Source organism: Arsenicibacter sp. R0_47, from assembly GCF_057652235.1.
Genome location: NZ_JBYFCJ010000030.1, coordinates 45,487 through 68,630 on the forward strand (window position 1 = coordinate 45,487; position 23,144 = coordinate 68,630).

Below are 23,144 nucleotides of genomic sequence, written 5' to 3' on the forward strand. Positions count from 1 at the left end.
ATGCAAGTGCTTACACCAGACAATTACCGTCAGTTTCCCGCTTTTTCCAATTCCGACCTGACCGAGTACGAGCGGTTTCTGTTGGGCGAACCCAACCGAAAACCCGTTAAGGCGTTTGCCGAAGGGTCAGCTTTTCACCAGTTGTTATTGGAGCCGCGCAGTACCCGACCGTTCGAGGGAGCCATCGACCGGGAGCGATTGGGCAAAATGGCAAAGGCAATTCGCGATACCCGGTTTGGTCGATGGGCGTTACAATGGGGACAGAAAGAACAGCCCCACTTGTTTCGCGATAAGGTCACGGGCTTACTCTGTAAATGCCAGACGGATATTCGATTGCGGCACGGGTTGATCGTCGACGTGAAGACTACCCGCGCCCGGACGTATCGCCAATTCATCGAGTGCTGTGAGCAGTACCAATACGACCGTCAAGCGGCCTTTTATTTAGATGGTTTGAAGGCTCGGCGGTTTGTCTTTCTGGGCGTTCAGAAAGCGGAGCCTTTCCAGGTCTTCTATTTCGAGCCGACCGCCGATGCTATTGGCCGGGCTTTCATTCAGGAGGGCCGGGAACGCTACCAACGTTTACTGTCATTACTGGCTCGGTCTGAGTTCCGCCCCTCCGCCTGGACACCGCAGGATAAACCGGGCATCTCGATACCGGTAGGCCACCGGATAACGCAGAACAGCTACCCGCCTATTTATCAATTTCGCTAATTAACTTGACAGATAGATGAGTACTCATCTACTCAACTATCTGGCAAGTTCTCATTAATGCCGTGATGAATCGGAACGAACCTAAACCACCTGAAGGTAATTACCGCCGGGCAAAACTGACGGTGTCGTTGGGGCCGCTAATGCCAGCCGGTAGGGTAGGGTGGCTGTCTGATGAAGTCGAAACTCTCGATGCTGATGGCAGGCCCATGTTTCGATTTATCTCGGCCACAAACCACGACCTCGTTTTCAAAGTGTACGCTGAGGAGGTAGTCATCGAGTAAATAATCAAGGGGTAGGGGCTAAGCACTGTTCAAATCAAGCGGGTTGTAAAAGGCTGACAGATAGAAAGTTAGATAGATAAATAGCTGAATAGTTGGCTATCTTTATAGTGTAGAACTATTCAGCTATTTATGACGCGCTATACAACCGGTAGGCCGGAGCGGCCCCGCACTCGTCCGGCTCAGGCCCGGCCCGTGGTCATCGTTGCCAATCAATATACCCTGTTCGGACACCCCGGTCTTATACCTCCGACGCGGGGAGAACGCAAACCCGGTGAGACCACCGAACGCCGGAGCAGCGCAAGCCCGGCAACACTGTTGATCCTCGATGAACAGATTGAGCTACGGCCTATAGCGGAGCCATCCGTATTTAGCCTTTGCGCGGAAACGTTCACCCTACCCACTGGCAACGCGGCCAAACTACGGGCCAATGTTGCCGCCATCGAAACCCTAAAACGAATAAGCGGTGAGTCAGCGCAAGGAAGCACCAGACAAGCCACGCCCGACGAACAGCGGTTACTATCGCTTTATACGGGTTGGGGTGGTTTATCGCAGGTCTGGAAAAACGACGTTTACGAGCAGTGGCAACACGCGCAGACCGACCCCGCCCAAGCCCTTGACGAATCGGTAAACCGGTGGGGCGGTCAGTACGGACGTACCCGCCAGCGGTTGGCCGAGTTGTTAACCCCCGCCGAACAGCGAGCCGCCGAAGCATCGACGCTCAATGCTTTCTACACGGCCCCGCACGTCGTAGCGGCCATGTGGCAGGCTATCGAAGGGTTTGGCTTTACAGGCGGTCGCATTCTGGAACCAGCCGCAGGTATCGGGTATTTTATCGGTCTAATGCCCCCGGCACTACGGGAGCGGTCGGTATGGGTAGCGGTCGAGAAAGACCGGCTATCGGGGCAAATCTTGCAGCAGCTTTACCCGGAGGTCGAAACCCACGTTTGCGGTCTGGAAGAAACCAAATTGCAGGCGGGTAGCTTTGATTTGGTCATTGGCAACGTACCGTTTGGATCGTACACGGTGTACGACCGCCACCACGCCGAACTAAAGGGTTTTCCCATTCATAACTATTTCATTGGCCGGGCCGCGCAGTTGGTGAAGCCGGGCGGTATTGTCGCGCTCATTACCTCAATGGGTACGCTCGATGCAGCAAGCCCGGAGTTCCGCCAGTTCCTGACGGTCGAAGCCAACGCCGAACTGTTGGGAGCCATCCGCTTACCGTCGAATGCGTTTGAAGCCAACGCCGGAACGCAGGTAACGACCGACGTTTTGTTTTTGCGGAATCGTACCCCCGTTGCCGCAGTGCCGGACAACCGACCGTTTGCGGCTTATCCGTTTGAACGTACCGTTACGCTCAGAGCCGATGCAACCGACCAAGATACGGTCAGGACGTTGGCGGTAAATGAGTATTACCACGCCTACCCCGCTATGCTATTGGGCGAAATGCGCTTTGCCGACGAGGTGAATAAGGGTGGACTGTACCGGGCCGACCAGCCCACGCTACACCTCGCAGACCCCGCCACGTTGCCGCAACGCTTGGCCGAAGCCCTTAACCAATTGCCAAAAGGTATTTTGGACAACCAACCCGCAGCGCAGGCCCATAAGACAGCCGAAACCAAACAGACTACCGATCAACGGTTTACCGAATCGGTAACGGTTCGGGGCAAGCGATACAGCCAAACGCTCGTCATTGCTCAATACGAGCGGGTGAAGCGGGCATTTAACCAGCTTCGGAAGGCGGAGCAAGAGGGTAGGGGAGAGGTGGAGACCGACGCCCTACGGGTGGAGTTGAACCAGTCTTACGCCTTATTTACACGCTATTTCGGTACGCTCAACCGAAACCGGGCTTTGTCGTTTCTGGAAGATTACGACCCGCAGTTTGCCAGTGTTCAGGCGTTAGAAGTGGTGAGCCGCACCGCACCAGACCGGAACACCGGAACACAGTCCAACCCGAAAACAGCCACCTCGTACACCATCGACAAAGCCGATATTTTTCGGCAACGGGTGTACCCGGCAGCGCACACCCCGGAGCGGGTAGAATCGTTGGCCGACGCGCTACGGTTGTCTATTGGCTTGTACGGTTGTGTGAATGCCGAGCAGATAGGCGCATGGATGAGCCAACCCGCCCCGGAGGTAAAACAGACGTTGTTGGCCGCTGAATTGGCCTATCAAAACCCAACGTCGGGCCGGTTAGAGGACAGGGATACGTACCTATCGGGCAACGTTAGAAAGAAATTGGCCGCAGCAGCCGAGGCCGTTAAAGCAGATGCACAGTACGCGGTGAATGAACGGGCGTTAGCGGCTGTTGTTCCGGCCACCATTCCCGCCCCGCTTATCTCGTTCCGGTTGGGTTCGGTCTGGATTCCTACCAACATCATCGAGCAGTTTATCAGTCAGACTCTGCAAACCAATTGCGTAACGGTACGCTATAACCACCGGGTAGGCCAGTACGAAATTGACGGGATGGGTAACGTTTCATCGGTTCAAAATCGCTCCTTGGGTACGTCGCGCCGAACGGCTATCCAACTCATCGAAGCCGCTTTGCAACAGCGCACGGTGGTAGTGACCAAAACCATTATCGACGCGGAGGGTAAAGAGAAATCCGTAAAAGACGTAGAAGCCACCAGCCAGGCGGTACAGGCGCAGGAAGCCTTAAACGACCTGTTCATTGACTTTGTGCGCGACCACCACAGCGCAGCCATCGAGCCGGTTTACAATGAATTGTACAACAGCTACGTACACAAAACCTACCGGGAACCAGCCCTACGGCAATACCCCGGCGCATCGCCTGACGTTCAATTACGCTTACACCAGTTCCGGGGCGTGGAGCGCATCAAAGAGCAGGACACTTTGTTAGCCCACGCCGTGGGCAGTGGTAAAACCTTTACCATGATAACGGCGGCAATGGAGTTGAAGCGGTTAGGATTGGCCCACAAACCGATGATTGTAGTACAAAACTCGACACTCAACGACTTTGCCAGCGCATGGCGCAGGTTGTACCCCGCAGCCCTGATTTACGTACCGCAGCCCGCCGACCTTGAAGCCAGCAACCGCAAACGGTTTTTGCAACGTATCGCGACCAACAACTTTGACGGGGTGCTGATACCGCAGAGTTTCCTAAAACTTATTCCCGACGACCCCGCCAGCGAGGAAGAATTTATTCAGGAAGAAATAGAGCGCATAGCCTACACCCTTGCCGTAGCCGAGCGGCAGGGCCGCCAGAAACCCATGTCGGTAAAGCGGCTGAACGAATTAAAGTTACGATTGGTAAACCGGCGAATCCGGCAGGCCGGCCGCAAAAAAGACGAAATGCTGACGTTTGACCAGTTGGGTATTGATGCTCTGTTTTTGGACGAGGCCCACCGCTACAAACGGTTAGGCTTTTTCACCGCCCGGCAGAATGTTAAAGGCATTGATTCGGCGGGTAGTGAGGACGCGCTAAGTGCGTTGTTCAAGTGCCGCACGGTGCAGGCACGGCGGGGCCGGGTAGTCCTGGCAACCGGTACGCCCATCAGTAACACAATGGCCGAAGCATGGACGACTTTACGCTTTATTGCCCCCGACCGGCTAAACCGCGCTATGCTGTCCACGTTTGACCAGTTCGCCGGAGCGTTCGGCAGCGTAATTCAGTCGTTTGAACTGACCGCAACGGGCAACTTTAAAGCGGTGGAGCGGTTCGCCAAGTTCGTAAACGTGCAGCAGCTTTCGGAACTCTACCGCGCTCATGTTGACGTGGTGCTGAATGAAGACGTTATCGAGTTTCAACGGGATGCTACGTTGCCGACGCTTAAAAACGGGCAACACACGCGGATTATCTTACCGCAGACCCAGGGCGTAACCGACGAACTGAACAGCATTAAAGCAACCCTGCGCTGGTTTGAAAACCTGACCGGAGCCGAAAAGCGCGACAACTCGCACGTACCCTTAGTCTGCTTTGGGCAGGCCCGCAAAGCTACCATTGATTTACGACTACTCGACGCGGCTAACCCGGACGAGGACAGGTCTAAGTGTAACCGGGTGGTAACAGAAATCTTGCGTCTTTACTACCAGTCGGCCACGTATCGCGGTACGCAATTGGTCTTTGCCGATACTTACCAAAGTCCCTCCCTACGCGGTTGGTTAGACGAGGAGGGAACAGAGCGTAAAGGCCCGCGTTTCAACCTGTTTGAGGACATACGGGCCAAACTCATCACGGAAGGCGTACCGGCTGATGAAATCGCCATCGTACCCGCCGAAGCTGATAAGCGCGAACCCCTGTTTGCCAAAGTCAGAACGGGAGAGGTTCGGGTATTGCTCGGCACGTCGGAGCGGGCGGGCGTGGGTGTAAACGTACAGGAACGCTTAGTAGCGGTTCACCACATGGACGCCCCCAACCGACCAACAGATTTTGAGCAGCGTAATGGGCGGCTTATCCGGCAGGGCAACTTACACGCAGTTTGGGGCATCCCGGTTGAAGTGCTGACCTACGGCGTAGAAAAAACACTCGACGCGACCGCCTACGGACGGTTGGCGATTAAGCAAAAGTTTATCAATCAGGTTTTAAAGGGCCACATTGCCGACGACCAAATGGCCGACATCAGCGCAGACGATGATTTTGCCGCCATGTCGTTCGACCAGATGATGGCTACGTTATCCGGCTCCCAATACGCTCTATTGTACACGACCCGCCAGCTTGAATTATCGCGAGTGCAGCAAGCCCGTAAAAACTGGCAGCGCGGGTTAATGGATGCCCAATGGCAGGTAGAAAACGCCCAACGGTTCATCCAGAAACACCGCCCAATGTTGGCCGGATTGGAAGAGGAAGCCGCCCACTTACAGCAGCACTTTAACACACCATACGCCGTGATGAGCGTAACCGTGAACGGCACGACCTACGGCGAAAAGTGGGGCGAAGCCGTACAGCACCTGATAGAGCAGGTTAAAGGACTGGCAAAACGCCGGGTTAATGAACCCAGAACATTAATCGTTAACGGGCTTGCATTAACCCTGACCGGGGAGCGGTCGCAGGAACTAATAGGCGGAATGCCGCCCAGCGAGTTTTTACCCGGTCAGGCCGTTGTACGGTACGAGTGGGGGCAAAGCCTTTCGGGTGTAGTCGGTTCATCGAACGGGCTGTTTTCCTCGCTGAAAGCCGCCGTAGCCCGTGCCTACGAAGCCCCTGCCCAACTTTTGCGCGAACTGGAACGCGCCCGGCTCATCGAGCAGGAGTTTAGCCGTAAACTATCGCAACCCTTCCGACAGGAAGCCGACCTACACCGCTTAGAAACGGAGGTCGCCGACCTCAAACGCCGGATGGAAATCGAAGGCGAACCAGAGCCAGCCGCCGAGGTTGCTGTTTAGTTCACTCACCGCGCCGATTTCTCCGGGAGTCGGCGCGGTGAGAAAGAAATCAAAGGGGTACGTCGGGAGAACGCCCTGCGGGCCACCTCCCGACGAACGCGCCGGGCAGCATCTTCCGGTGCGCGCCCTCACCGCTTCGCGGTCGGTTGCTCCCCGCAAGACCCTGCCCTGATGGCGCGATAATCAAAGGGGTAGGAGTAAGTAGTTGACTATTCAGATAACTGAATAGTCAACTATTAAATCAAGGGGTAGGGTTGGAAACGCCCTTCGGGCCATTCCAACCCTGGCGCGTCGGTCAGCACCTTTGGGGTACTCCCTCACCACTCCGTGGCCGGTCGCACCCCAAAGGCCCTGCCCTCCTGCCGCGCGAATCAAAGGGGAAATGGAAAGGCAATAAAAAAATCATACGGGCATTAAAAGCCCCCTCATCCGTAGGTGGGTAGGCTGCGGTCAAAATCGTCGACTTCTTCTTCCGTTAGCAGATTGAGCAGCACGGCCTGCACGTCGGCGGGTTTTTCGGCGATGGCTTCCCGGAACAAGCTGGCATAGGAACGGCCGGTTTCGCGCTGTAGCTCCAGCGTCGTGGCCCGCGCTTGCTCGAATTCCTCGCAAAGTGAATCATCGCTGAGTAGGCGATTCAAAAGCTGCCGGTCAAGGGAAAGTCGAAAGCCAGTGGAAGGGCTACCTTCTTGCGCATCGGTGGCGGGTGCCTGTTCTGATTGATCATCAGGTTGAGATGGGGGAGGGGCCGGGGCAAAGGTGGGGTCGTCTAATTCCGGCTCCTGATCGGTTGGGGTTTCGGGCACTGCCGTGGGTGGTTGCTCAATAGGTACGTTGGGTGTTGGTTTACCACCCCGATTAAACACAATCAGCTCGCTACGGTGGTATGAAGCCATCGGCACAGCCACATCGACGGGAGTCTTACCGGCTGTAGCCTGAAAGAAGGACATAAGGGTGGGCGTTGGGCGGGTTGCTTTTTTGGTCTTACCCCGACCCGTGAACCAAAGAACCAACCCCGCCCAGATGAGTAGAGCTACTGTCGCCAACACGATGAAGGTGCTGGTAGAGATAACGAGGAACATAAATTATGGGTTTGTCGCCCCTCCGTCTCTCTTGACGAATTGGGCAAGGGTGTTGAGAAAAGTTTCGTCTGATTGTTGCGCCACCGCCTGATCGTGCAGGAAGCAGAAGTAGGCGGTCATAGTTAGTTTGACCCGGTGCTTCAACATGAGATAGCCAGCTATCTGAATATATTCCTCGCGCATGGCATCATCCAGATAGACAATCTTGACTCCGGTTTGGGGAGACGGCTCCCGTTTCTTCGGCGAAGTCGGTGGCCGGACGGTTTGCTTACGCGGGGTTGAATCCGACTTAAATTTATTGCCTTTCGATACTTCTGTAGTTGGCTGGTCAGGCGAAGGAGTGACCTCGGCCAGGGTAGGGGAGGACGTTGGTGAAGAAGTATCTGGTTCAGCAGGCTTTGCGGGCTCTGCTTCCTGATGCACGAAATCCCGGTAGCGGTTTGCTTTCTGCCGTAGGCTATCGACTGCACCACCCAGAGCCGGGGCTTGCGGGTGGTGGCGGCCTAATGGCGTTGCAGAGTCTTCTTCGCTTTTGGCCGGAGTAGGCCGACGGTATTTGTCGAGATCCATTAGCGATTAGCGATTGCTGAAACAGGCAGTAGCGAATTGATTTCCTGAATGAGGCCAACGATGTCCTGTAAGTACTGAGCCTCCCGCCATTCGGCTGGTTTTGTATCTTCCTTTCGCCGGACATACCGCCCTGCCGGCATGAGCACGGGCGACGCTATGGTCGTCAGCATCTTTGCTCTGTCGAAGCCGGCATCGGCATCGTTAAGCCGCGTTCGGAGGAAAGAAACCGGCATCACCTCGTTTCGGAACACCCCGGACAGATAGGCTTCCAATGCATCGGCCCGTCGATTGAAAGTGAACTTGTACTTGTTCCAAAAACACCGGATAGTTAGGTAGTCAGGTAGCTGCCTATTCATTACATAATCCAGAATAGCCCCGACGTACTGAATGGAAGCCGTTACGTCAACCTGCTGCGTCGTGAACGGCACCAATAGTATATCGGTCTCGGCAAGGGCGCGAAGAATCCCGGCGTTGAACTGCCCGCCCATATCCAGGAAGATGTAGTCGAAGTCTGCACGTACCCGGTTCATATCCAATTCCTGGAGTGCCGAGAAGGGTAGGGCATGAATGGCATAGTGCTCCGCTACCCCGTGCTGTCGGTTGTTGCGGTACCGTTCAAAAGCCGCCTGATCATTGGCACTGGAGTAAGGTTGCGCCATCTGCATTAGCTCGGTTGTAGAAAGAGCATGATAGGTTTGGGCCAATGTAGATTGGGTGGCCAACTCTTCCTCCCGCAAATCAGAGATGGAGTGCTGGGGTGGGTCGCAGTCGAACACGATGATACGCTGCTTGTCGACATACGCTAAATACGAAGCTATGATGGCCGTGAGCGTGGACTTGCCCATGCCTCCTTTGGACGTGTGAATGGCTATAATCTTCCCGGTCATTCTATTTAAATTGTGTAAAAAATTACACAAAATAAAATAATAAATTACATATTTGCAACTCATACAACTGAAACAACTTGGTTGGTTTGAATGGGTAAGTTGCAAGGGGTGTACAAGACAACCTGGTTGGTAAAAGCAACGCCTGCACCCAAGCCAGCCGAATTGCAAGCGTTGCAAAAGATGTACGGGGCAACCGAGTTGACCGATGCAACCAAACTTGAGGTGTGTAGCAAGCTATGTTTTTGTATATACAGGAGTCTTGAATGGCAGGCAAGCAGAAGGAAGGCGGGGTAGGGGTCAGGCCGGAGAAATCATCCGAGACGAAATCAACGGGCGTATTCGTGCGGCTCTCACCGCAGGAGCGAAAAGCCCTTAAAACGCTCAGTCAGCAATCGGGTATCAGTGTGTCGCAGCTATTGCGAACAGGAGCATTGGGGCAGTTAGATCAACTGCCCCGGCTTCGCCAACTGCCGCCCGAAGTCACGGCTCAATTGGGAAAACTGGACAGGCTCACAACGGCACTTTGGTATATCAGTCAGCGAGCCGCAGAAGATTCGGTCTATGCTCAGGACATCCGGGCTGTCGTGTACGAAGTGGGCGAGATTGCGGGGCAGGTGAGGCAGTACTGCCAGTCGAACATGGCCCGGTACACCACCGTTGCCCAACTTGATAAGCTCATAGCAGAAGGGCAGCAGCTAACCCTGTCCGAAGTGCTTGAGCAGTTGCAAAAAATCAGCGATAGCTTTAACCCGCATCCCAAAAAATGATAGGGAAAGTAGCCCGGTTTGGCTCCAGCTTTTTGGGCGCCATGCAGTACTGTTATTACGAAACCCGCGCCAATCACAGCCTCGACCGTACCCGAATCCGGGGTGAGTTGCTCTTTGTGCAACACGTCGGCGTAACTATTGTCAGCGACGAGAAGTTACGAACCGAGAACAAGCAGCGGCTGAACCTGGAACAAATGGCTACGGCCATGCAGTCGGTGGCCAGCCTGAACGACCGGGTACGTAAACCGGTATGGCACCAAAGTTTTTCGTTTCCGCCCGGTGAGTGCCCCTCAGCCGACATCATGGTGAAAATCTGCGAGTCGTTCGCCCGCACATTTGGGATGGAGAATAACCCAATGGTAGCCTTCCGGCATCGGGATCGGGAACACGAACACTTTCATATCATCGCCAGCCGGGTAGACGGAACCGGTAGGAACACCGCCCAAACCAGCTTTAACTTTCGGGAGGTCGGGCGGTTCTGCCGGGCGATAGAGGAGCGGCACGGCCTAACGCCCGGCGCACCAATGGCGATAGAAGGCCATAAAGCACAAACGCTCAAAACACCAATTGGGCAGGTGCAGCCTGGAGTAGCTAAACCAGCGCAGTCCGACGAACCCGTGCAGGCTTCAAGAAGCTATAAACGTCAGGGTCTATGAATGCATTTTTAAGCAATAGTTGTATATTTGACTATTCAACTATTTAGGTAGCTTATGGGAGCCGAACACAAACAATCAGGTAGCAAAATTCTCGATGGACGAGGAAACGACGATGTTCAATTCGTCTTTGTGCAGCAGGAGTCGGTATCGGTGTATGAGGTCAAGGACAGTATGGGCGAAGTCGTCAGCATCGTCATTGCTGAGGGCATCGATAACCCGGAGCGGTTCCAGGCCCGGCCTGTGGCTGAGCAGGACGCGATGAAGATGCTGGCTCTGGATGAATATTATGGTGGTGCAGATTGGGAGGGGTGAATGATAGTTGACAGATCTGAAAGAAGAAGTCACCATCTGCATCTCAACACGGGATTGTATGTACCAAGCCTATTTTATACTTTCGACAATTAACTATAGATTTAAGGTATGGTTGTAGAGCCACCTGTTGTTGAGATTCATTTACCTGATCATCAAATTTTACAGGGAAATGCAAAGAATTTAGATGTTTTGTCTTTGCAATTTCCTGTTCAGGGTTTTGATGTAATTCTAACGTCCCCGCCGTACTGGAAACGTCGAGATTACGAACACGATGAACAACTCGGTCAGGAAGATACACCTGATGAGTATATAGAGGTGTTATCTGATACAGTAGCACTCTGGGCACGCTGGTTGGCTCCTCATGCTTCAGTATTTATTAACTTGGCGGATACGCATCATAACGGGTTTCTGGTCGGTACTCCGATTCTTTTCGAGTTGGCGATGAGGGAGAAGGGGTGGAGGGTTGCCCATCGGATAATTTGGAGTAAACCTAGCAGTGTGCCGACAGCCTCACCGCGCCGACTAGCCAGTCGTCACGAAACTGTTCTTCAACTGGTTCCACCCAGAAAGAAGGCAACAGAGACGTATTACTTTGACCGGTTTGCTCTAAACGACCGTATACCGGAGGCCGAAATTGGCGATGTCTGGCACGTAGCACCGAGCCGGGGTCAAAGTGGACACGTAGCTCCTTTTCCTAAAGAATTAGCCCGGCGAATTCTGTTATTGGCTTGTCCTGAGCGGGTCTGTGAACAGTGTGGCAAACCTCATCAGCGGCAAGTGGAACCGTCGCCAGCTCTTAACCCGAACCGCAAACAAGCCCGGCGAGCCATCGAACTTTTTCAAGAACATAACTTAACCGAAGACCACTTAGCTGCTATTCGTGCCGTTGGTATTTCCGATGTCGGAATGGGTAAAAAACTGCAAAATGGATCAGGCAAAAATTCGCCCCGAGTCCAGCAATTGGCCGACGAAGCCAAGCAGGCTTTAGGTGGGTACTTCCGTGAATTTACGTTCGCACTGAAGCAGCACGTTGGTTGGGAAAGCTGTGGTTGTAGCGAAACCACACGACCCGGATGGCTGCTAGACCCCTTCGCCGGTTCCAATACGTCGTTGCTGGCAGCAAGAGAGTTAGGCTTCAGAGCCGTTGGTGTCGATTTAACCCCTCATCCACTTTAATACGTCCATGCCTGTTTTTCAGAAGAAGGTTCTTTCGGCATTTATCCGAAATGGCTGTAAACGACGGCTTCGTCTCAGCATGTACCCAACCGACGATGCACGTAAAGAGAATGGAATGCCCGAAACGCAGAAAGCGCGTGCAGGAGTTGGAATAGCCGGTCAGTTGGGCTACAATTGGCAAGAGGAAAAAGTCGATGAATTAGTCGATGTGTTTGGAGCCGACAGTGTTATACAAGTAAAAGGTGGCCCGAAGAATCGGGCGCAACCTCAGGATTTGAGACCAATTATAGACGCTGGTTTAAGGCCGCACCAATTCATCGTTGAAGCGAAATACACCGCAGACACAGTCGCGTTCCGGCAAGGTATGGGGGTGGTGGCGTTGGTCGATGAACGAGGCAATCCACTAGATTTCAGCTTCAACCATGCTGATCTAATACAGGTCTTGCCTCCTCGTTCAGAGGCTGACCTTGATGAGAAAGCAGTATATGGGTGGGCCCTAGCTCCAGACGGCTCGCTTACTCAATTAGCAGATACTGACAATCGCTTACGACTCCGGGTTATCGACATTAAACTGGCTTCGGAACCCGGCGCACATTACTTCGCCGAAGTGGTTTACTATGCCCTGACGTTAGCGGGATGGTTACAGGAGCAGAACCTGACAGACCGGCTTGTTGTGGTAGCTGCTTCTGCCGTTTGGCCAGGTAGCTACGACGCTTCGGCGGTCATGCAGGCCCGGTATAAACTGACACAGCAAGGCATCCCAGTTTCATTGGCAAATCTGGCCAAGGCCGTGGAAGACGACATTGAGTTGGCCCCGTTCGATACGTTCGTGGCCCGTTTACGACGTTTTTTTACCGACGTACTTCCTGAAGTATTAGCTACGCCCTGGCAGCAACTGCCTTGGCACGTTGATTATGGATGTAGCGGCTGCGAATTTATGGGATACCCCTGGCCGTTGGAAGATGGGAGTATCAGCTATAATTATCTATGGTGCTGGCCTGAAGCGCGTCGTACCGGTCATACATCACAGGTTATCAACTTGACGCAGGGAAACAGAAAACAGTTAGGTACCCCTACTGTAGTTGAGTTGGCGCAGTTTCAACCCGACCACGAGTTTTTTCGGCGGACACCCTCCTTACGGGCTCAGCGGGAACGCTTTCCCGGACGAGCAGCGGCTTTGCTGCACGACACGGTTTCAGTATTGCCCAACTCTGGCTCTGATGCGCTCATGCCGAGATGGCCCGACTTGCACGTCTATGTATTTCTCGATTATGACTTAGCCAGTGCTATAACTGTTACGTTTGGTTTGCGTGCTTTCTGGCTCGAACCCTATAGCGTTTTAAACGCGGACGATAGACACAAAATACGTTGGAACGAGCGGGAGAAAGACGGATATACAGAGGTTTTCGTTGTCGATACGCGCGATTTGAACCGTGAACGCACCGAGTTTCTAAATTTTCTACGAGCCTTACGAGGTATACTTGAGGAAGTCCGCCGTTCCGATACGGATGACATCGCAGCAGGTCGCCGGAATGACCCCACCGATCCTGACCGCATACCGAAGCGTTCAACATATCAGATTTTTCTATGGGACGACGCACAACGTCGGCAATTACAACGAGTTGCCGGGCGGCACTTGGCCGCTATTTTGGCCGACCAAACTATTCGTGAATTAGCTTGGCTATTTCCTCCTCCTGAACTGTTAGTTAACCACGACGAAGCATCCGTGCGAAGTCCATTTACGCTTGTTGGACAGGTTGTACACAATACTATCGCTGTTAATTTGCCGCATCACTACACCTTAGCCGGGGTAGCTCAACAGTATCATACGCCAGAATTTACTCCGCCCGAAATCTTTACACTCTATCAAGACCCATTGAGCGATTTAATTCCGGCTGAGCGAATTCATGAATTGTGGACTCGCCGGGGACAGTGGAAACGAGTGATGGCGAATATTGAACAGGCGACCAAGAACAAACTCCTTGCGCTGGGCGTAGTTGTCACGCGGTTAGAACGAGACCTGAGAGATGACTTGCTGCCTGCTCGTTTGGCTGCTCCTGAGCTGACCAATCGGGCACCTCGCGGTTTAACAAATCTGCCCCCATTCAGCACGTTGCTTTATGAGTTTACGCGGCTAAACGCGGCCTTGCAGGATTTGGAATCTTACGCCATACGCGCCATGCCTGCTCATGAGCGGGAAGCTAAGTTTAAATCGGCGTACCTGCCCGTTCGGTTAGAAGGTAAAGAACGTACCGATGCGTTGAGCCAACTAAGCGAAACGGCTGGTAAGAATTTGCAGACGAGTACGGGGCTTTGGGTGTACCGACTGGGCGATGACTCACGAGATATTAACGTTCGTCCGGGCGATATTGGCTTTGCATTATCTCCGCGTAGCCGTCCTGATTTTCTGGTTCAGTTTCCAAAGCGTTTGTGCGAACCCGATTATAAAGTTGAAGGAACAGGAGAACTTAACACTATTGCAGATGCAGGCTTAACAAGTGTAACAGTTGAAGCAATTGATCGACAACACAAGCTAATTGCCTTAAGATTAGATGGCCATGCATACTTAACTCGCGTTGATGACCCCGCGCGAGGTAATCAGCGTGTCAGATACACTATAGAAGAGGCTGGTTTGATTGATCTCTCTTCAGATGTGATGCTAGATCCGGTCGAGAAAGATCATTTAACTAAAAAAGTTAAGTTTACACTTACCGGCATAGGCTACCCGAAATTAGCGGAGGCACAGGACAATGCTACAATTCGTGTCGCTTTGGGATTGCCCCCCGTCGCCCCAAAGGCTACTAACGATTATGATCCGCTTACGCCCGCAGCCCGCTTTCTATGGGATGGGTCATCTTTAGCTTCTACTGCTATTGTCCGTGATGTTGCCGCCGTGAGGCCAGCCGTGGAACGTGTGCTTGAGACAAAAGGTCGAAATTTAAATGATTGGCAGTGGACCGCCTGGCGGACCTCACTCACGACGCAGTTAAGTTTAATTTGGGGTCCTCCTGGCACGGGTAAAAGTCAGACATTACGCGCCATCATTGTTGCAGCCTTACTCGATGCTCATTCGCGAAATATCCCTTTGAGGATTCTGATCTCGGCGAATGGCTACTCAGCCATTGACAACGTGTTGCTTGACTTGCCGGATTTGCTAAACGCGGTACTGCCCAACGTACCTGTGCATATGGTCCGACTGCAGGGTGGCACTAAGGAAACGCCCGCAAATCTACCTGCTGAAATACAGCCATTGGTTCCGTTGCAATTACAAGCCCCGCCAGAAGTACAGCAACTTCAGGACGAATTGACTACACCGACAGGACTAACTGTCGTCGCCGGAATCCCACACCAAATTCATAATCTGGGAGTGAGCACAAAGTACAAATCGGCTCCCACCCGAAACAAACAGGATGCTCGTCCAATGATGACGCAACGGCAGTGGTTTGACTTGGTCATCATTGACGAAGCTTCGCAGATGGATGTGGCATCAGCGACGTTGGTTCTGTCGAAGGCAACGGACGAGGGAGCCTACATTTTAGCAGGGGATGATTTACAACTGCCTCCCATCCACCAGGCTGAAGCCCCGACGCACCTGGAGCGCTACGTCGGTTCTATTTTTGAATACACACGGCATGTACAGGGAGTAGAACCATTGCCGCTGAACTGGAACTACCGCTCAAACGCTACGCTTGTTGAGTTCATCCGCACGGCAGGGTACGATTCTCGCCTACGCGCATTCAGCCCCGATCTGCGTCTTAACTTACCTGCCCTACCTGATATTCAGCCTGTAAATTGGCCCGGTGAGTTGGTGTGGACATCCGGTTGGGGGCAACTGCTCGACCCAGCTTACCCCACGACAGCTTTTGTGTACGACGATGATGCTTCGGGACAGGTAAACGACTTTGAAGCCGATACAATTGCGGCTATGGTATTTTTACTGCGGGGACGTTTAAGAAGTCAACTTCTCCACGAGCTTCTTCCTGATAACAGCGAGAAACCTGTTACAGATGAAGTGTACGAATCTGGCACCGAATTTTGGGATAAAGCAATTGGCATCGTAACACCTCACCGGGCACAAATGAGCCGAATTGTTACTCGTTTGCAAGAGCTTTTCCCCAATGATAAGCCGGAGAAAATCCGGGGAGCCGTCGATACTGTAGAGAGGTTTCAAGGCCAACAGCGCGACGTAATTTTTGCTTCATTTGGGATTGGTGACCCTGATTTAATTCGCTCAGAAGACGAGTTTCTGTACAATCTCCGACGCTTTAATGTGTTGGCTTCGCGAGCGAGAGCCAAGCTAATTTTGCTGGCTACTCAACCTTTAATTGACCATTTATCGGACGATGCTAAGGTACTTGAGGAATCCAGGCTACTCAAACGGTTTGTCGAGTCGTTCTGCGCTCCATTCGGCCAATTTGAGCTTCCGTATGGGATACAAAACACTGATGAGAGAAAGACAGGATACCTGTATCGCAGATAAACCATGAAGCCTCGCGGTTGACTACCCGCGAGGCTTACACTACAAGTGTAGTAAAGTATTCACCGCCCATGCAACCGCCAGCCCACGCTAACCAACGTGTAGAACGACTGCATACCTGATTTGGGTAACCACCGTTGGCGGATGCTCAGAATCACCGGGGCAAACTCCGTTTCGACACCTGCTTCGGCCCCCACTATAAACCTGCCGCCCGATGGCATCGTCGCGCAAATCGAATCGGACATCATTGGGCTTGATGAAGCAGGTACTGTTTCATAGGTAGCGATTGGCTGAAAAGAGCCGCGCACGAATCGGGTACGGTAGGCATTACGCCATAGGTTAAATTCGTATCCCCAGCCAATGCTGACTTGCCGAAGCTGACCCGCCGAGGTCATGTCTGTTCCAATGATTGGCTTCTGCATATAGCTGGCTGTCGCCTTCCAGGCGTTGTACTGCCGGTTGTAGCAGCCCGTCGAGATAAGGCCCTGTATGCCCAATTGATGATGGGCCGAGAACCCATCAACCACGCCCCCCTGTATCTCCACAAAACGTTGCCCTTTGAGGTGCGTCTGGGCGTGAGTTTCAGCCGAGAGCACGCAGGTGAACAGCAGTAAAAAAATAGGTTTGGTCATGGCTTAGAAAGGTTTGGCTAAGAGGAGTACGTCGGCTTCGACCTGAAAGCGGAGGTGGCGACCACCCTGCTTTTCATACAGTTCAACCTCCATCACTTTGTCTTCGGTGAGCGTCGTCATGGGCAGGGCGTACACCACTTGCTGCTCCGTTTTGGCCCGGAGTAGTTTCGGTTCCACCGGGTAGCGGCCGTAGGGCTTTAGCTCGACTTCCTGAGCCGCCATGCGCTTGAGCTTCTCTTTGTCGCGGACGTAGAACTTCACAAAATCAACTTCATAATCAAGCTGACTGTCGTTGCGGAGGTTGAATTGCAGATACATCACTTTGTCGGCAACGTAGATGCCCGTCAGCAGGTTGGTAAGCCGCATCGACGAGGCCCCGATGTTACGCATGAACGGCTTGCGCTCCAGCACCCGCTCACAATAGTTCTGTAAGTCAGCTTCCGCCACCGGCACCCCATCCGTTGCTGATACGGACTGTACGAACGTAATGGCCGCAGCTCGGTTGATGCCCAGCGACCGGCTGGTGTAATCGTCGGCCATGACGTTGTTGGCCATGTTAATATTCAAAATCTCCGGTTCTTCCTGGTAGCGGATCAGAAAGGAGAAAAATCCACCGTCTTCGGTAATCACAGTCATGTTGGTTTCCTTGCCTGAATCGGCCTGACAAAACACCGTCGCTTTCGGGTTGGCCTTCACGCGCAGGACATTCGTGACGGTCTCAGGAATTTGCGCCAGGACGTAGTCGGTGCCGGCGTCGAACTCTTTAATCTTCGCTGGAAAGATGATGTGCGTCGTCTTCCGGTCGGAAATACCCAGCGGGTACGACCCTTTTACAGCCGCCCGGTCGATGGGTAACAGATACGGTTTTTCCCGAACGCGCTCGACCAACTCGGGATTGGCCACCCGAACCGGGGTAGCAGCTTTGGGTGCTGGGGTGGTGGGCGATTGCTCAACCATAGCACCCTCAGTGCGCGTTGGCCGAACGGCCTTTGTCCCCGTGGGGGCAAGCAGGGCCAGCGTACCCGGAGCTTTCGGCGTAATTCCCAATAGCGGAAGGGTTTTGCCCGCAATCGGTTTGACCGATGCCTGAAAGCGAGTACCCCGCCCGGCTTGCTTAGTGGTTTGGCTTAGGGCCAGAAGGGGCGTAAAGGCAATAAAAAAGAGTAAGAAAGGACGTTTCATGAATAGGTTGTCTTGAATCGTTAGTTGGAATAACCGGCAGCGGCTTGCTCGGCGCGGAGGAAAATGCGGTAATTGGGTTTGACCGTTACCTTAACGGCCGTCAGTTTGGACTGCACCAGGGAGCGGATGCCCTGAAACGCGGTGTTGGTCACCTGCATGGCTAACTGGCTACCCACCTGCTGCCCGAATGAGCCTTGCGGTACGAAGTAGTAGGGCGACGAGACAGCCTGACCCGCCGAGGTTCCCAGACCCTGCGCCACCCGGTTTTTATCGGCCAGCTTGGGTACAGAAAGGCCCGCACGGCCATCTAAGTCGTAGGCTGTCAGCCGAATGGGGTAGATGTCATTGCCCAGTCGTACACTCGTTACAGCGATGTTGACGCGGTCGGCACTGATGCTGCACGTACCTGCCAACAGCGTGTGCGCCGGAAGTTTGACCCACGAGCCGTTCAAGCGAAGGCTGGTTTCTTCCGTCAGGCGAAGGTTCAACGTACTGCCGTTCTGCACCGTCACAGCGTCGCCATCGCCGTGTACAACGGCGGGAATGGACGTACCCGTTGCCGAAGGGTTCGCTACTGGCTTAGCTGCCGATGTCGATAGTCCATAAAAGCCCGTGTTACTTAAATCTATTGCCTTTCGATCTGGTGAGCCGTTTGGTCGGGCCGACATGACAGATTCCGTGGGTACGTCTTCCATACCAGCCGTGCCTTCCTCAGCTGCGATTTCTCGCTTGAACAAGGTACGGTAGGAGGGAGGCAACTCGCCCCCGTATTTCGCTTTCAATTCCCGGTACTCGGTCATATGCAGTGGCTCGGTTGTGGCGGGTAAGCCATTACCAGTAGCCCCGGTATTCATTCGCCCATTGGCCCGGTCAATCTGCCGTAGTAGCACATCGGCGGTTTGTTGGTCGAGGTCGCGCTGTCGTTTGGCAATACGCTCTTCGGCCAGTTGTTCACGACCTTTCGCCGAACGGTGCATGGTCCGGTAAATGGCATCCCGCTCGGCTTGCTGATGGTCGAATTGGCGTTTCAACTGGTGTTGTTTGGCCGATTTACGCTCCGTAGCCGTCAGGTACGGCTCCGTGGTCTGACCGGCCTGTTTACGAATAGCGTTCAGATCGGTGTCGGTCAGCGTCTCATTGGTGGCCCGTGCCATCGACGGGTCTTTGCCCGTTAGCAGTTGGGTACCCGAAGCGGCCTGCCGGTCAATGGCCGATGATTGGGTCGGATTGAGCGTACCCGCGTCGAAGCCGTACTTATCGTACTTCTCTTTGGCATCGAGGTTGTGAGGCCGGGCTTCAGGAGGAGCTAACGCCGAGGCTCCGCCATCAGGCGTTTGGGCGTTTGGGTTGGCTGTGTCGGAGGAGATAAACCCGCCCAGAAAACCAAAAATAGCTACGCCGAGCAGGAAGGCAAACCCGCCGAAAAGCAGCAGAATCTGCTTACGGCCCACCTTGCCTTTCTGAACCGTCTCGCTTCCGGGAGCGGGGGTTTCCTCAATCGGTGTATCAAAAAAAGGGTTGTTTTGCGGTTGTTCAGTTGAATTCATCGCGTCAGTAAGGCAATAAAATAGAGTAGAAAAAAGGTGCCCAGAATCACGAGCAGGGTATTTCTGGCCCCAAACCCGATGCGGTGCTGTCCCTGATTCAGCGTATTGGCGAAACGATGCTCCAGCCGGGTCATATAACCCGCTACCAGCTTACCGAACCGGAAGGCGGGATGATCCTGGGTACGTTCGCCCGGCTCCGGCTGGGGAGGGCGATTTATAAATCCAAACAGGCCCATCTTATTTGCTGTATTCCTGCGTGACGCGCGACGACAGAATGTGAAAGTCGCGCATGAGCAGCCCGTTGGGTGAGTTGTCGCTCCGGTTCACGTCAACCAGGTTAGTTTGCGTAACTAAGCTCCGATGCACAATTGCCGTAGCCCGTTCCTGCACCAGCCGGGCGTAGGTGATGGCCCGGTAGGGGTAATGGCGCAGGTCGGCCACCACCGAGTCGATTTGCACCCGCTGCGTTACGTTACCCTGCACCATATCGCGGTAGAAATTCTGCTCGGCGAGGTTGTTATACAGTCGCTTGGCCGATTCGTCGCACAGAAACATGGCCCGACGGATGTTGTCATCAATGGATTTCGGGTCCGGTGAAACGGTGAAGAACAGTTCGTGGAAACGCCCGACGTGATGCCGCAGCTCTGCCGGGCGGTTGTCGGTCACGCTGCCACACGTCACCTGAATGGCTTCGCCCCGGTTGACGAGGTAAATCCGTTTGCTGAACTCGTTGCTGTATTTAAACGCCAGACCCACGGCGGTGAGGGCCACAACCAGGCTAAACCCGAAAGCCGCGATCAGCAGCCAACGCCCCCGCTGAAAATCCTTTTCCAATTGCAGTAGCTCTTTCATCGGTAAGGTTGATAAGGTTTTAATTTGGTGATGAGGGGGATACTACGTTCGTCGTAGATGGAAACAGCGGCCCCTTTGTGGTGGAATACATAGGTGTACTGCGTCGCCTGCCGGTAGCGGCCAAAGCTCCAGACGATGCTCCAGGTAACGACAACGGCCAGCGTGAGCAGACTGCCCACACAAAGCCACATGGTGTGTTTGTGCTTGACTAACAGGTTGTTTTGATGGTAATTCATTGGGTTTCGTTTTCCTAAAAGCAAGAAATCAGAGTAGCTGCAAGGCAATGAATCAAAGTTGATTTTTCTTGGTCGGGTACGTCTTGCGGTAGGCTCCAACGGTGGCCCCGTGAGCAGCCGCGACAGCCCCGGCTCCCGTCCCGATGACGGCCCCGGCCACGCCCCCCGCGAACCCTTTAACTCCCCGGCCAACAGCACTCCCGCCCGACGATGCTCCTGCCCGTGCGCCACGGGCCACCCCCCCGGCCACGTGCGCGGCCATCGTAAACGGAGAGCGGGCCACGCCAGCCGCCATATTGCCACCGAGCCGCGCAACGTTGGTGACACTGTTGCCGATGCTATGACCAACGCGGGTTGCAACCGAGTGGCCAGCCGCTTTGAGGGGCTTAGTTACCGGGGAGGCCACCGTACCCGCGCCTGACTTAGCCAGGCTCGTAGCACCTTGCACCATCGCGCCGACTCCGCCCACTGTCACCAGCATATTCGTCATGGACGGCACCTGACAGTAACCAATCAAGCACATCACCAGAATACCGATGAACGCCAGGCCCATGTACTCCGGCGTGTGTGCTTCGGCACCGCCCGCGTTGCCCAGCACGATGGTTTTAGGGTCGTAGTAGCTCAAGTATTTGAGCGTAACCTTGAAGGCGATGGAGGAGTAAATGGCCGCCACAGTAGGGAGTAGCGTGTAGTTGATGTACTTGCCGAACCACTCCGCAATGTTGTTGCTCATGCCGGGAAATACGGCCAGCGCGATGGCAATCGGCGCACCCATCCGTAACACCAGTCGGTAGGTGAACGAGATGAGGAACAGAATGCACTCGGCCAGTTGCATCAGGGCCAGCAGGATGTCCTGTGTGTAGGAGAGCAGCTCGTATTTAAACTTCTCGGAGTATTCCGCAAAGCTCAGTTTCAGACTCGACCCGAACGCGTCGGGATCGAACGAAGGGTCAACCTGCCGGAACAGTTCGGGATGTTCGCCGATCTCCTGCCACTTGGCATCCACGGTCTGTTGGAGGAGTTTGGTTTGCTCGGCAATCTTCTCGTAGAGGGTGCCGTTTTGCCGCTCCACGGCGGAGCGGATGCTTTCTCCCAATTTGTCGATGCCGTTGCAGATACGGGGTGAAAGGCCAATAAGCACCATCAGCATAAACGGGCGCAGGTACGGAAAGAAGTCAATCGGTTCCGACCGCATCACCTGCGGAACAAGTCGTGAGAAGATATAGACCAGTGCGCCAATGCCCGCTACTGCCCGAATCTTGGCTTCGATGAGGGCTGTGATGTCCATCGTCGAAGCCGTCATGTCGGCGTAAAGGCCCAGCAATGTTTTGTACGCGTCGAATAGCATAAGATGTAAGTGATTTGGTACGTGCGTAGCTTCTAAGTCAGTCGCTTATCCTCCGCTGCTGTTCATCTTTTCCTGGCACTCGCGCTGAATGGCGGCCCGTTTGTCGGCGGCTATCTGTCGGCCGCGAATGCGTACCAGAATCCCGAACTCCTCATCGGAGATGATATGCCCGTCGTGGGGGTCAACGTATCCGTTTGGTTTGCCTTTCTTTTCGGGATCGAAATAGGGCGGGTACAGAAACTTCATCTCGGCGAATGCCTGCTGTTCTCCCTGCAAGTCAGCAATCTGAAGCCGGTCCTGGCACTCCTGCATCAGGGCTGTTTTCCGGTCGATCTCGGCCTGCTTCTGCCGTTGCTGCTGCGCGATGGTTTCTTCGTCAAGAGCCGATTTGCTGCGGTCGGTGTAATCGTCGTCATACCCTTTCTCGCCCAGCATGAACTGCACCTCCTGGTAGCTGCCCTGTTTGTTCAGGGTTGGCTCGGCCATCGCGTACAGACGGCTGGTCATCTGCCAGTCTTTTTGTGAACGTACCCGGCGCAGCGATAGCCCCCGCACCTTGTAATAGTAGTTGTTCACCAATCCCTGAAACTTCTTGGCACTCTCGTAGGCCCGGAAAATCCACTCAATCCGGCCCTGATCGTTCATCTCGAAGAGGTTCTGCGATGACCCCTGCCGCATATCTTTCAGAATATCATTGGCGTGGGTACCCATCGAACTCAGGTCGTCGGCAATTAGCGCGTACTCCGCCGGGTAAATATGCCCGTCTTTGCTGATGACGGTCGACATACTTTGCAGCGTCCGGGTGGTCTGCTGCACGGTCTGAATCAGTTGCTGACCCCGATGGTAGCTCTGCACGGCCCCTTTCACCTTCTTCAGCTTCTCGATAGCATCCACCATCGTTTTAAAAGACGGTTTCTGAATCAGCGACATCAGGTTCGATACCGCCGTATGGATGGGGTCGCTCACCACAAACTGAGCCTGAAGGGCGGGAGGGACCAGGCACAGGCAAAGCAGTAGCCCGGCCACCCGCATAAGTCGGTTGGTTTGCATCGGTTGGTTTGTTGTAAAAAATGTGTTGGTCTGTT

Annotated in this window: 20 protein-coding genes; 9 read left to right on the forward strand and 11 right to left on the reverse strand. The window is 54.0% G+C overall.

The window, feature by feature from the left end; translation table 11 throughout:
• From AC23NW_RS29915 to AC23NW_RS29930, 4 genes are all read left to right on the forward strand, one after another.
• Positions 1-711, forward strand: coding sequence for a PD-(D/E)XK nuclease-like domain-containing protein (locus AC23NW_RS29915; protein ID WP_019991002.1), 711 nt, complete (start codon positions 1-3; stop codon positions 709-711).
• Positions 712-776: 65 nt separating this feature from the next.
• Entirely contained in the window at positions 777-992 is a 216-nt protein-coding gene (locus AC23NW_RS29920; protein ID WP_083940634.1) for a hypothetical protein, read from the forward strand.
• Positions 993-1,121: 129 nt separating this feature from the next.
• Complete coding sequence (locus AC23NW_RS29925) at positions 1,122-6,335, forward strand: Eco57I restriction-modification methylase domain-containing protein (RefSeq protein ID WP_487454174.1); 5,214 nt, start codon at positions 1,122-1,124, stop codon at positions 6,333-6,335.
• Positions 6,336-6,372: 37 nt separating this feature from the next.
• Positions 6,373-6,507, forward strand: a complete 135-nt coding sequence (locus tag AC23NW_RS29930) for a hypothetical protein (RefSeq protein ID WP_262884520.1) — start codon at positions 6,373-6,375, stop codon at positions 6,505-6,507.
• 253 nt (positions 6,508-6,760) lie between these two features.
• On the opposite strand, the gene AC23NW_RS29935 is transcribed toward AC23NW_RS29930, so the two are convergent.
• The 3 genes from AC23NW_RS29935 to AC23NW_RS29945 all read right to left on the reverse strand — a co-directional run bounded on the left by AC23NW_RS29935 (position 6,761) and on the right by AC23NW_RS29945 (position 8,874).
• Entirely contained in the window at positions 6,761-7,285 is a 525-nt protein-coding gene (locus tag AC23NW_RS29935) for a hypothetical protein (protein ID WP_487454176.1), read from the reverse strand.
• 135 nt (positions 7,286-7,420) lie between these two features.
• The gene (locus AC23NW_RS29940; RefSeq protein ID WP_019990998.1) at positions 7,421-7,987 is read right to left on the reverse strand and encodes a hypothetical protein; all 567 of its coding nucleotides are present in this window, start codon (positions 7,985-7,987) and stop codon (positions 7,421-7,423) included.
• Entirely contained in the window at positions 7,987-8,874 is an 888-nt protein-coding gene (locus tag AC23NW_RS29945) for a ParA family protein (RefSeq protein ID WP_019990997.1), read from the reverse strand. The genes AC23NW_RS29940 and AC23NW_RS29945 overlap by 1 nt, the downstream gene beginning before the upstream one ends.
• A 263-nt stretch (positions 8,875-9,137) precedes the next feature.
• On the opposite strand from AC23NW_RS29945, the gene AC23NW_RS29950 reads away from it, so the two are divergent.
• The 5 genes from AC23NW_RS29950 (at position 9,138) to AC23NW_RS29970 (ending at position 16,265) form a co-directional block, all read left to right on the forward strand.
• Complete coding sequence (locus AC23NW_RS29950; RefSeq protein ID WP_019990995.1) at positions 9,138-9,641, forward strand: plasmid mobilization protein; 504 nt, start codon at positions 9,138-9,140, stop codon at positions 9,639-9,641.
• Entirely contained in the window at positions 9,638-10,297 is a 660-nt protein-coding gene (locus AC23NW_RS29955; RefSeq protein WP_152126788.1) for a relaxase/mobilization nuclease domain-containing protein, read from the forward strand. The genes AC23NW_RS29950 and AC23NW_RS29955 overlap by 4 nt, the downstream gene beginning before the upstream one ends.
• A 54-nt stretch (positions 10,298-10,351) precedes the next feature.
• Positions 10,352-10,609: a hypothetical protein gene (locus AC23NW_RS29960; RefSeq protein WP_019990993.1), complete on the forward strand. Its 258-nt coding sequence runs from the start codon at positions 10,352-10,354 to the stop codon at positions 10,607-10,609.
• A 108-nt stretch (positions 10,610-10,717) separates the two neighbouring features.
• Positions 10,718-11,785: a DNA methyltransferase gene (locus AC23NW_RS29965; protein WP_019990992.1), complete on the forward strand. Its 1,068-nt coding sequence runs from the start codon at positions 10,718-10,720 to the stop codon at positions 11,783-11,785.
• A gap of 7 nt (positions 11,786-11,792) precedes the next feature.
• Positions 11,793-16,265, forward strand: a complete 4,473-nt coding sequence (locus AC23NW_RS29970; RefSeq protein WP_083940633.1) for a DEAD/DEAH box helicase — start codon at positions 11,793-11,795, stop codon at positions 16,263-16,265.
• A gap of 59 nt (positions 16,266-16,324) precedes the next feature.
• Here AC23NW_RS29970 and AC23NW_RS29975 read toward each other — a convergent pair whose 3' ends face one another.
• From AC23NW_RS29975 to AC23NW_RS30010, 8 genes are read right to left on the reverse strand one after another with little or no spacing between them, the layout of a single operon-like run.
• Complete coding sequence (locus tag AC23NW_RS29975) at positions 16,325-16,894, reverse strand: conjugal transfer protein TraO (protein ID WP_019990990.1); 570 nt, start codon at positions 16,892-16,894, stop codon at positions 16,325-16,327.
• A gap of 3 nt (positions 16,895-16,897) precedes the next feature.
• Positions 16,898-18,076: a conjugative transposon protein TraN gene (traN, locus tag AC23NW_RS29980; protein WP_019990989.1), complete on the reverse strand. Its 1,179-nt coding sequence runs from the start codon at positions 18,074-18,076 to the stop codon at positions 16,898-16,900.
• A gap of 20 nt (positions 18,077-18,096) precedes the next feature.
• Positions 18,097-19,623, reverse strand: a complete 1,527-nt coding sequence (gene traM / locus AC23NW_RS29985; RefSeq protein ID WP_019990988.1) for a conjugative transposon protein TraM — start codon at positions 19,621-19,623, stop codon at positions 18,097-18,099.
• Complete coding sequence (locus AC23NW_RS29990; RefSeq protein WP_019990987.1) at positions 19,620-19,859, reverse strand: hypothetical protein; 240 nt, start codon at positions 19,857-19,859, stop codon at positions 19,620-19,622. The genes traM and AC23NW_RS29990 overlap by 4 nt, the downstream gene beginning before the upstream one ends.
• 1 nt (position 19,860) lies before the next feature.
• Positions 19,861-20,475 carry a conjugative transposon protein TraK gene (gene traK, locus AC23NW_RS29995; protein ID WP_019990986.1) on the reverse strand — a complete coding sequence of 205 codons (615 nt, stop codon included), beginning with the start codon at positions 20,473-20,475 and terminating at the stop codon, positions 19,861-19,863.
• On the reverse strand, positions 20,472-20,711 hold the full coding sequence (locus AC23NW_RS30000; protein WP_019990985.1) for a hypothetical protein: 240 nt from the start codon (positions 20,709-20,711) through the stop codon (positions 20,472-20,474). Before AC23NW_RS30000 ends, traK begins: the two co-directional genes overlap by 4 nt.
• A gap of 52 nt (positions 20,712-20,763) precedes the next feature.
• Positions 20,764-22,059 (reverse strand): TraJ family protein, encoded by a 1,296-nt coding sequence (locus AC23NW_RS30005; RefSeq protein WP_019990984.1) that lies wholly within the window; start codon positions 22,057-22,059, stop codon positions 20,764-20,766.
• Between the two features lie 45 nt (positions 22,060-22,104).
• Positions 22,105-23,109, reverse strand: a complete 1,005-nt coding sequence (locus AC23NW_RS30010; RefSeq protein ID WP_019990983.1) for a hypothetical protein — start codon at positions 23,107-23,109, stop codon at positions 22,105-22,107.
• Between the last annotated feature and the right edge of the window lie 35 nt (positions 23,110-23,144).

What these genes read in the sequence shown, in the direction of transcription:
- AC23NW_RS29975 (WP_019990990.1), bottom strand. Translation starts at nt 16,894, where the DNA reads ATGACCAAACCTATTTTTTTACTGCTGTTCACCTGCGTGCTCTCGGCT.
- AC23NW_RS29960 (WP_019990993.1), top strand. Translation starts at nt 10,352, where the DNA reads ATGGGAGCCGAACACAAACAATCAGGTAGCAAAATTCTCGATGGACGA.
- AC23NW_RS29940 (WP_019990998.1), bottom strand. Translation starts at nt 7,987, where the DNA reads ATGGATCTCGACAAATACCGTCGGCCTACTCCGGCCAAAAGCGAAGAA.
- traM (WP_019990988.1), bottom strand. Translation starts at nt 19,623, where the DNA reads ATGAATTCAACTGAACAACCGCAAAACAACCCTTTTTTTGATACACCG.
- AC23NW_RS29950 (WP_019990995.1), top strand. Translation starts at nt 9,138, where the DNA reads ATGGCAGGCAAGCAGAAGGAAGGCGGGGTAGGGGTCAGGCCGGAGAAA.
- AC23NW_RS29955 (WP_152126788.1), top strand. Translation starts at nt 9,638, where the DNA reads ATGATAGGGAAAGTAGCCCGGTTTGGCTCCAGCTTTTTGGGCGCCATG.
- AC23NW_RS30010 (WP_019990983.1), bottom strand. Translation starts at nt 23,109, where the DNA reads ATGCAAACCAACCGACTTATGCGGGTGGCCGGGCTACTGCTTTGCCTG.
- traN (WP_019990989.1), bottom strand. Translation starts at nt 18,076, where the DNA reads ATGAAACGTCCTTTCTTACTCTTTTTTATTGCCTTTACGCCCCTTCTG.
- AC23NW_RS29970 (WP_083940633.1), top strand. Translation starts at nt 11,793, where the DNA reads ATGCCTGTTTTTCAGAAGAAGGTTCTTTCGGCATTTATCCGAAATGGC.
- traK (WP_019990986.1), bottom strand. Translation starts at nt 20,475, where the DNA reads ATGAAAGAGCTACTGCAATTGGAAAAGGATTTTCAGCGGGGGCGTTGG.
- AC23NW_RS30000 (WP_019990985.1), bottom strand. Translation starts at nt 20,711, where the DNA reads ATGAATTACCATCAAAACAACCTGTTAGTCAAGCACAAACACACCATG.
- AC23NW_RS29920 (WP_083940634.1), top strand. Translation starts at nt 777, where the DNA reads ATGAATCGGAACGAACCTAAACCACCTGAAGGTAATTACCGCCGGGCA.
- AC23NW_RS29915 (WP_019991002.1), top strand. Translation starts at nt 1, where the DNA reads ATGCAAGTGCTTACACCAGACAATTACCGTCAGTTTCCCGCTTTTTCC.
- AC23NW_RS29945 (WP_019990997.1), bottom strand. Translation starts at nt 8,874, where the DNA reads ATGACCGGGAAGATTATAGCCATTCACACGTCCAAAGGAGGCATGGGC.
- AC23NW_RS29990 (WP_019990987.1), bottom strand. Translation starts at nt 19,859, where the DNA reads ATGGGCCTGTTTGGATTTATAAATCGCCCTCCCCAGCCGGAGCCGGGC.
- AC23NW_RS30005 (WP_019990984.1), bottom strand. Translation starts at nt 22,059, where the DNA reads ATGCTATTCGACGCGTACAAAACATTGCTGGGCCTTTACGCCGACATG.
- AC23NW_RS29935 (WP_487454176.1), bottom strand. Translation starts at nt 7,285, where the DNA reads ATGTCCTTCTTTCAGGCTACAGCCGGTAAGACTCCCGTCGATGTGGCT.
- AC23NW_RS29965 (WP_019990992.1), top strand. Translation starts at nt 10,718, where the DNA reads ATGGTTGTAGAGCCACCTGTTGTTGAGATTCATTTACCTGATCATCAA.
- AC23NW_RS29925 (WP_487454174.1), top strand. Translation starts at nt 1,122, where the DNA reads ATGACGCGCTATACAACCGGTAGGCCGGAGCGGCCCCGCACTCGTCCG.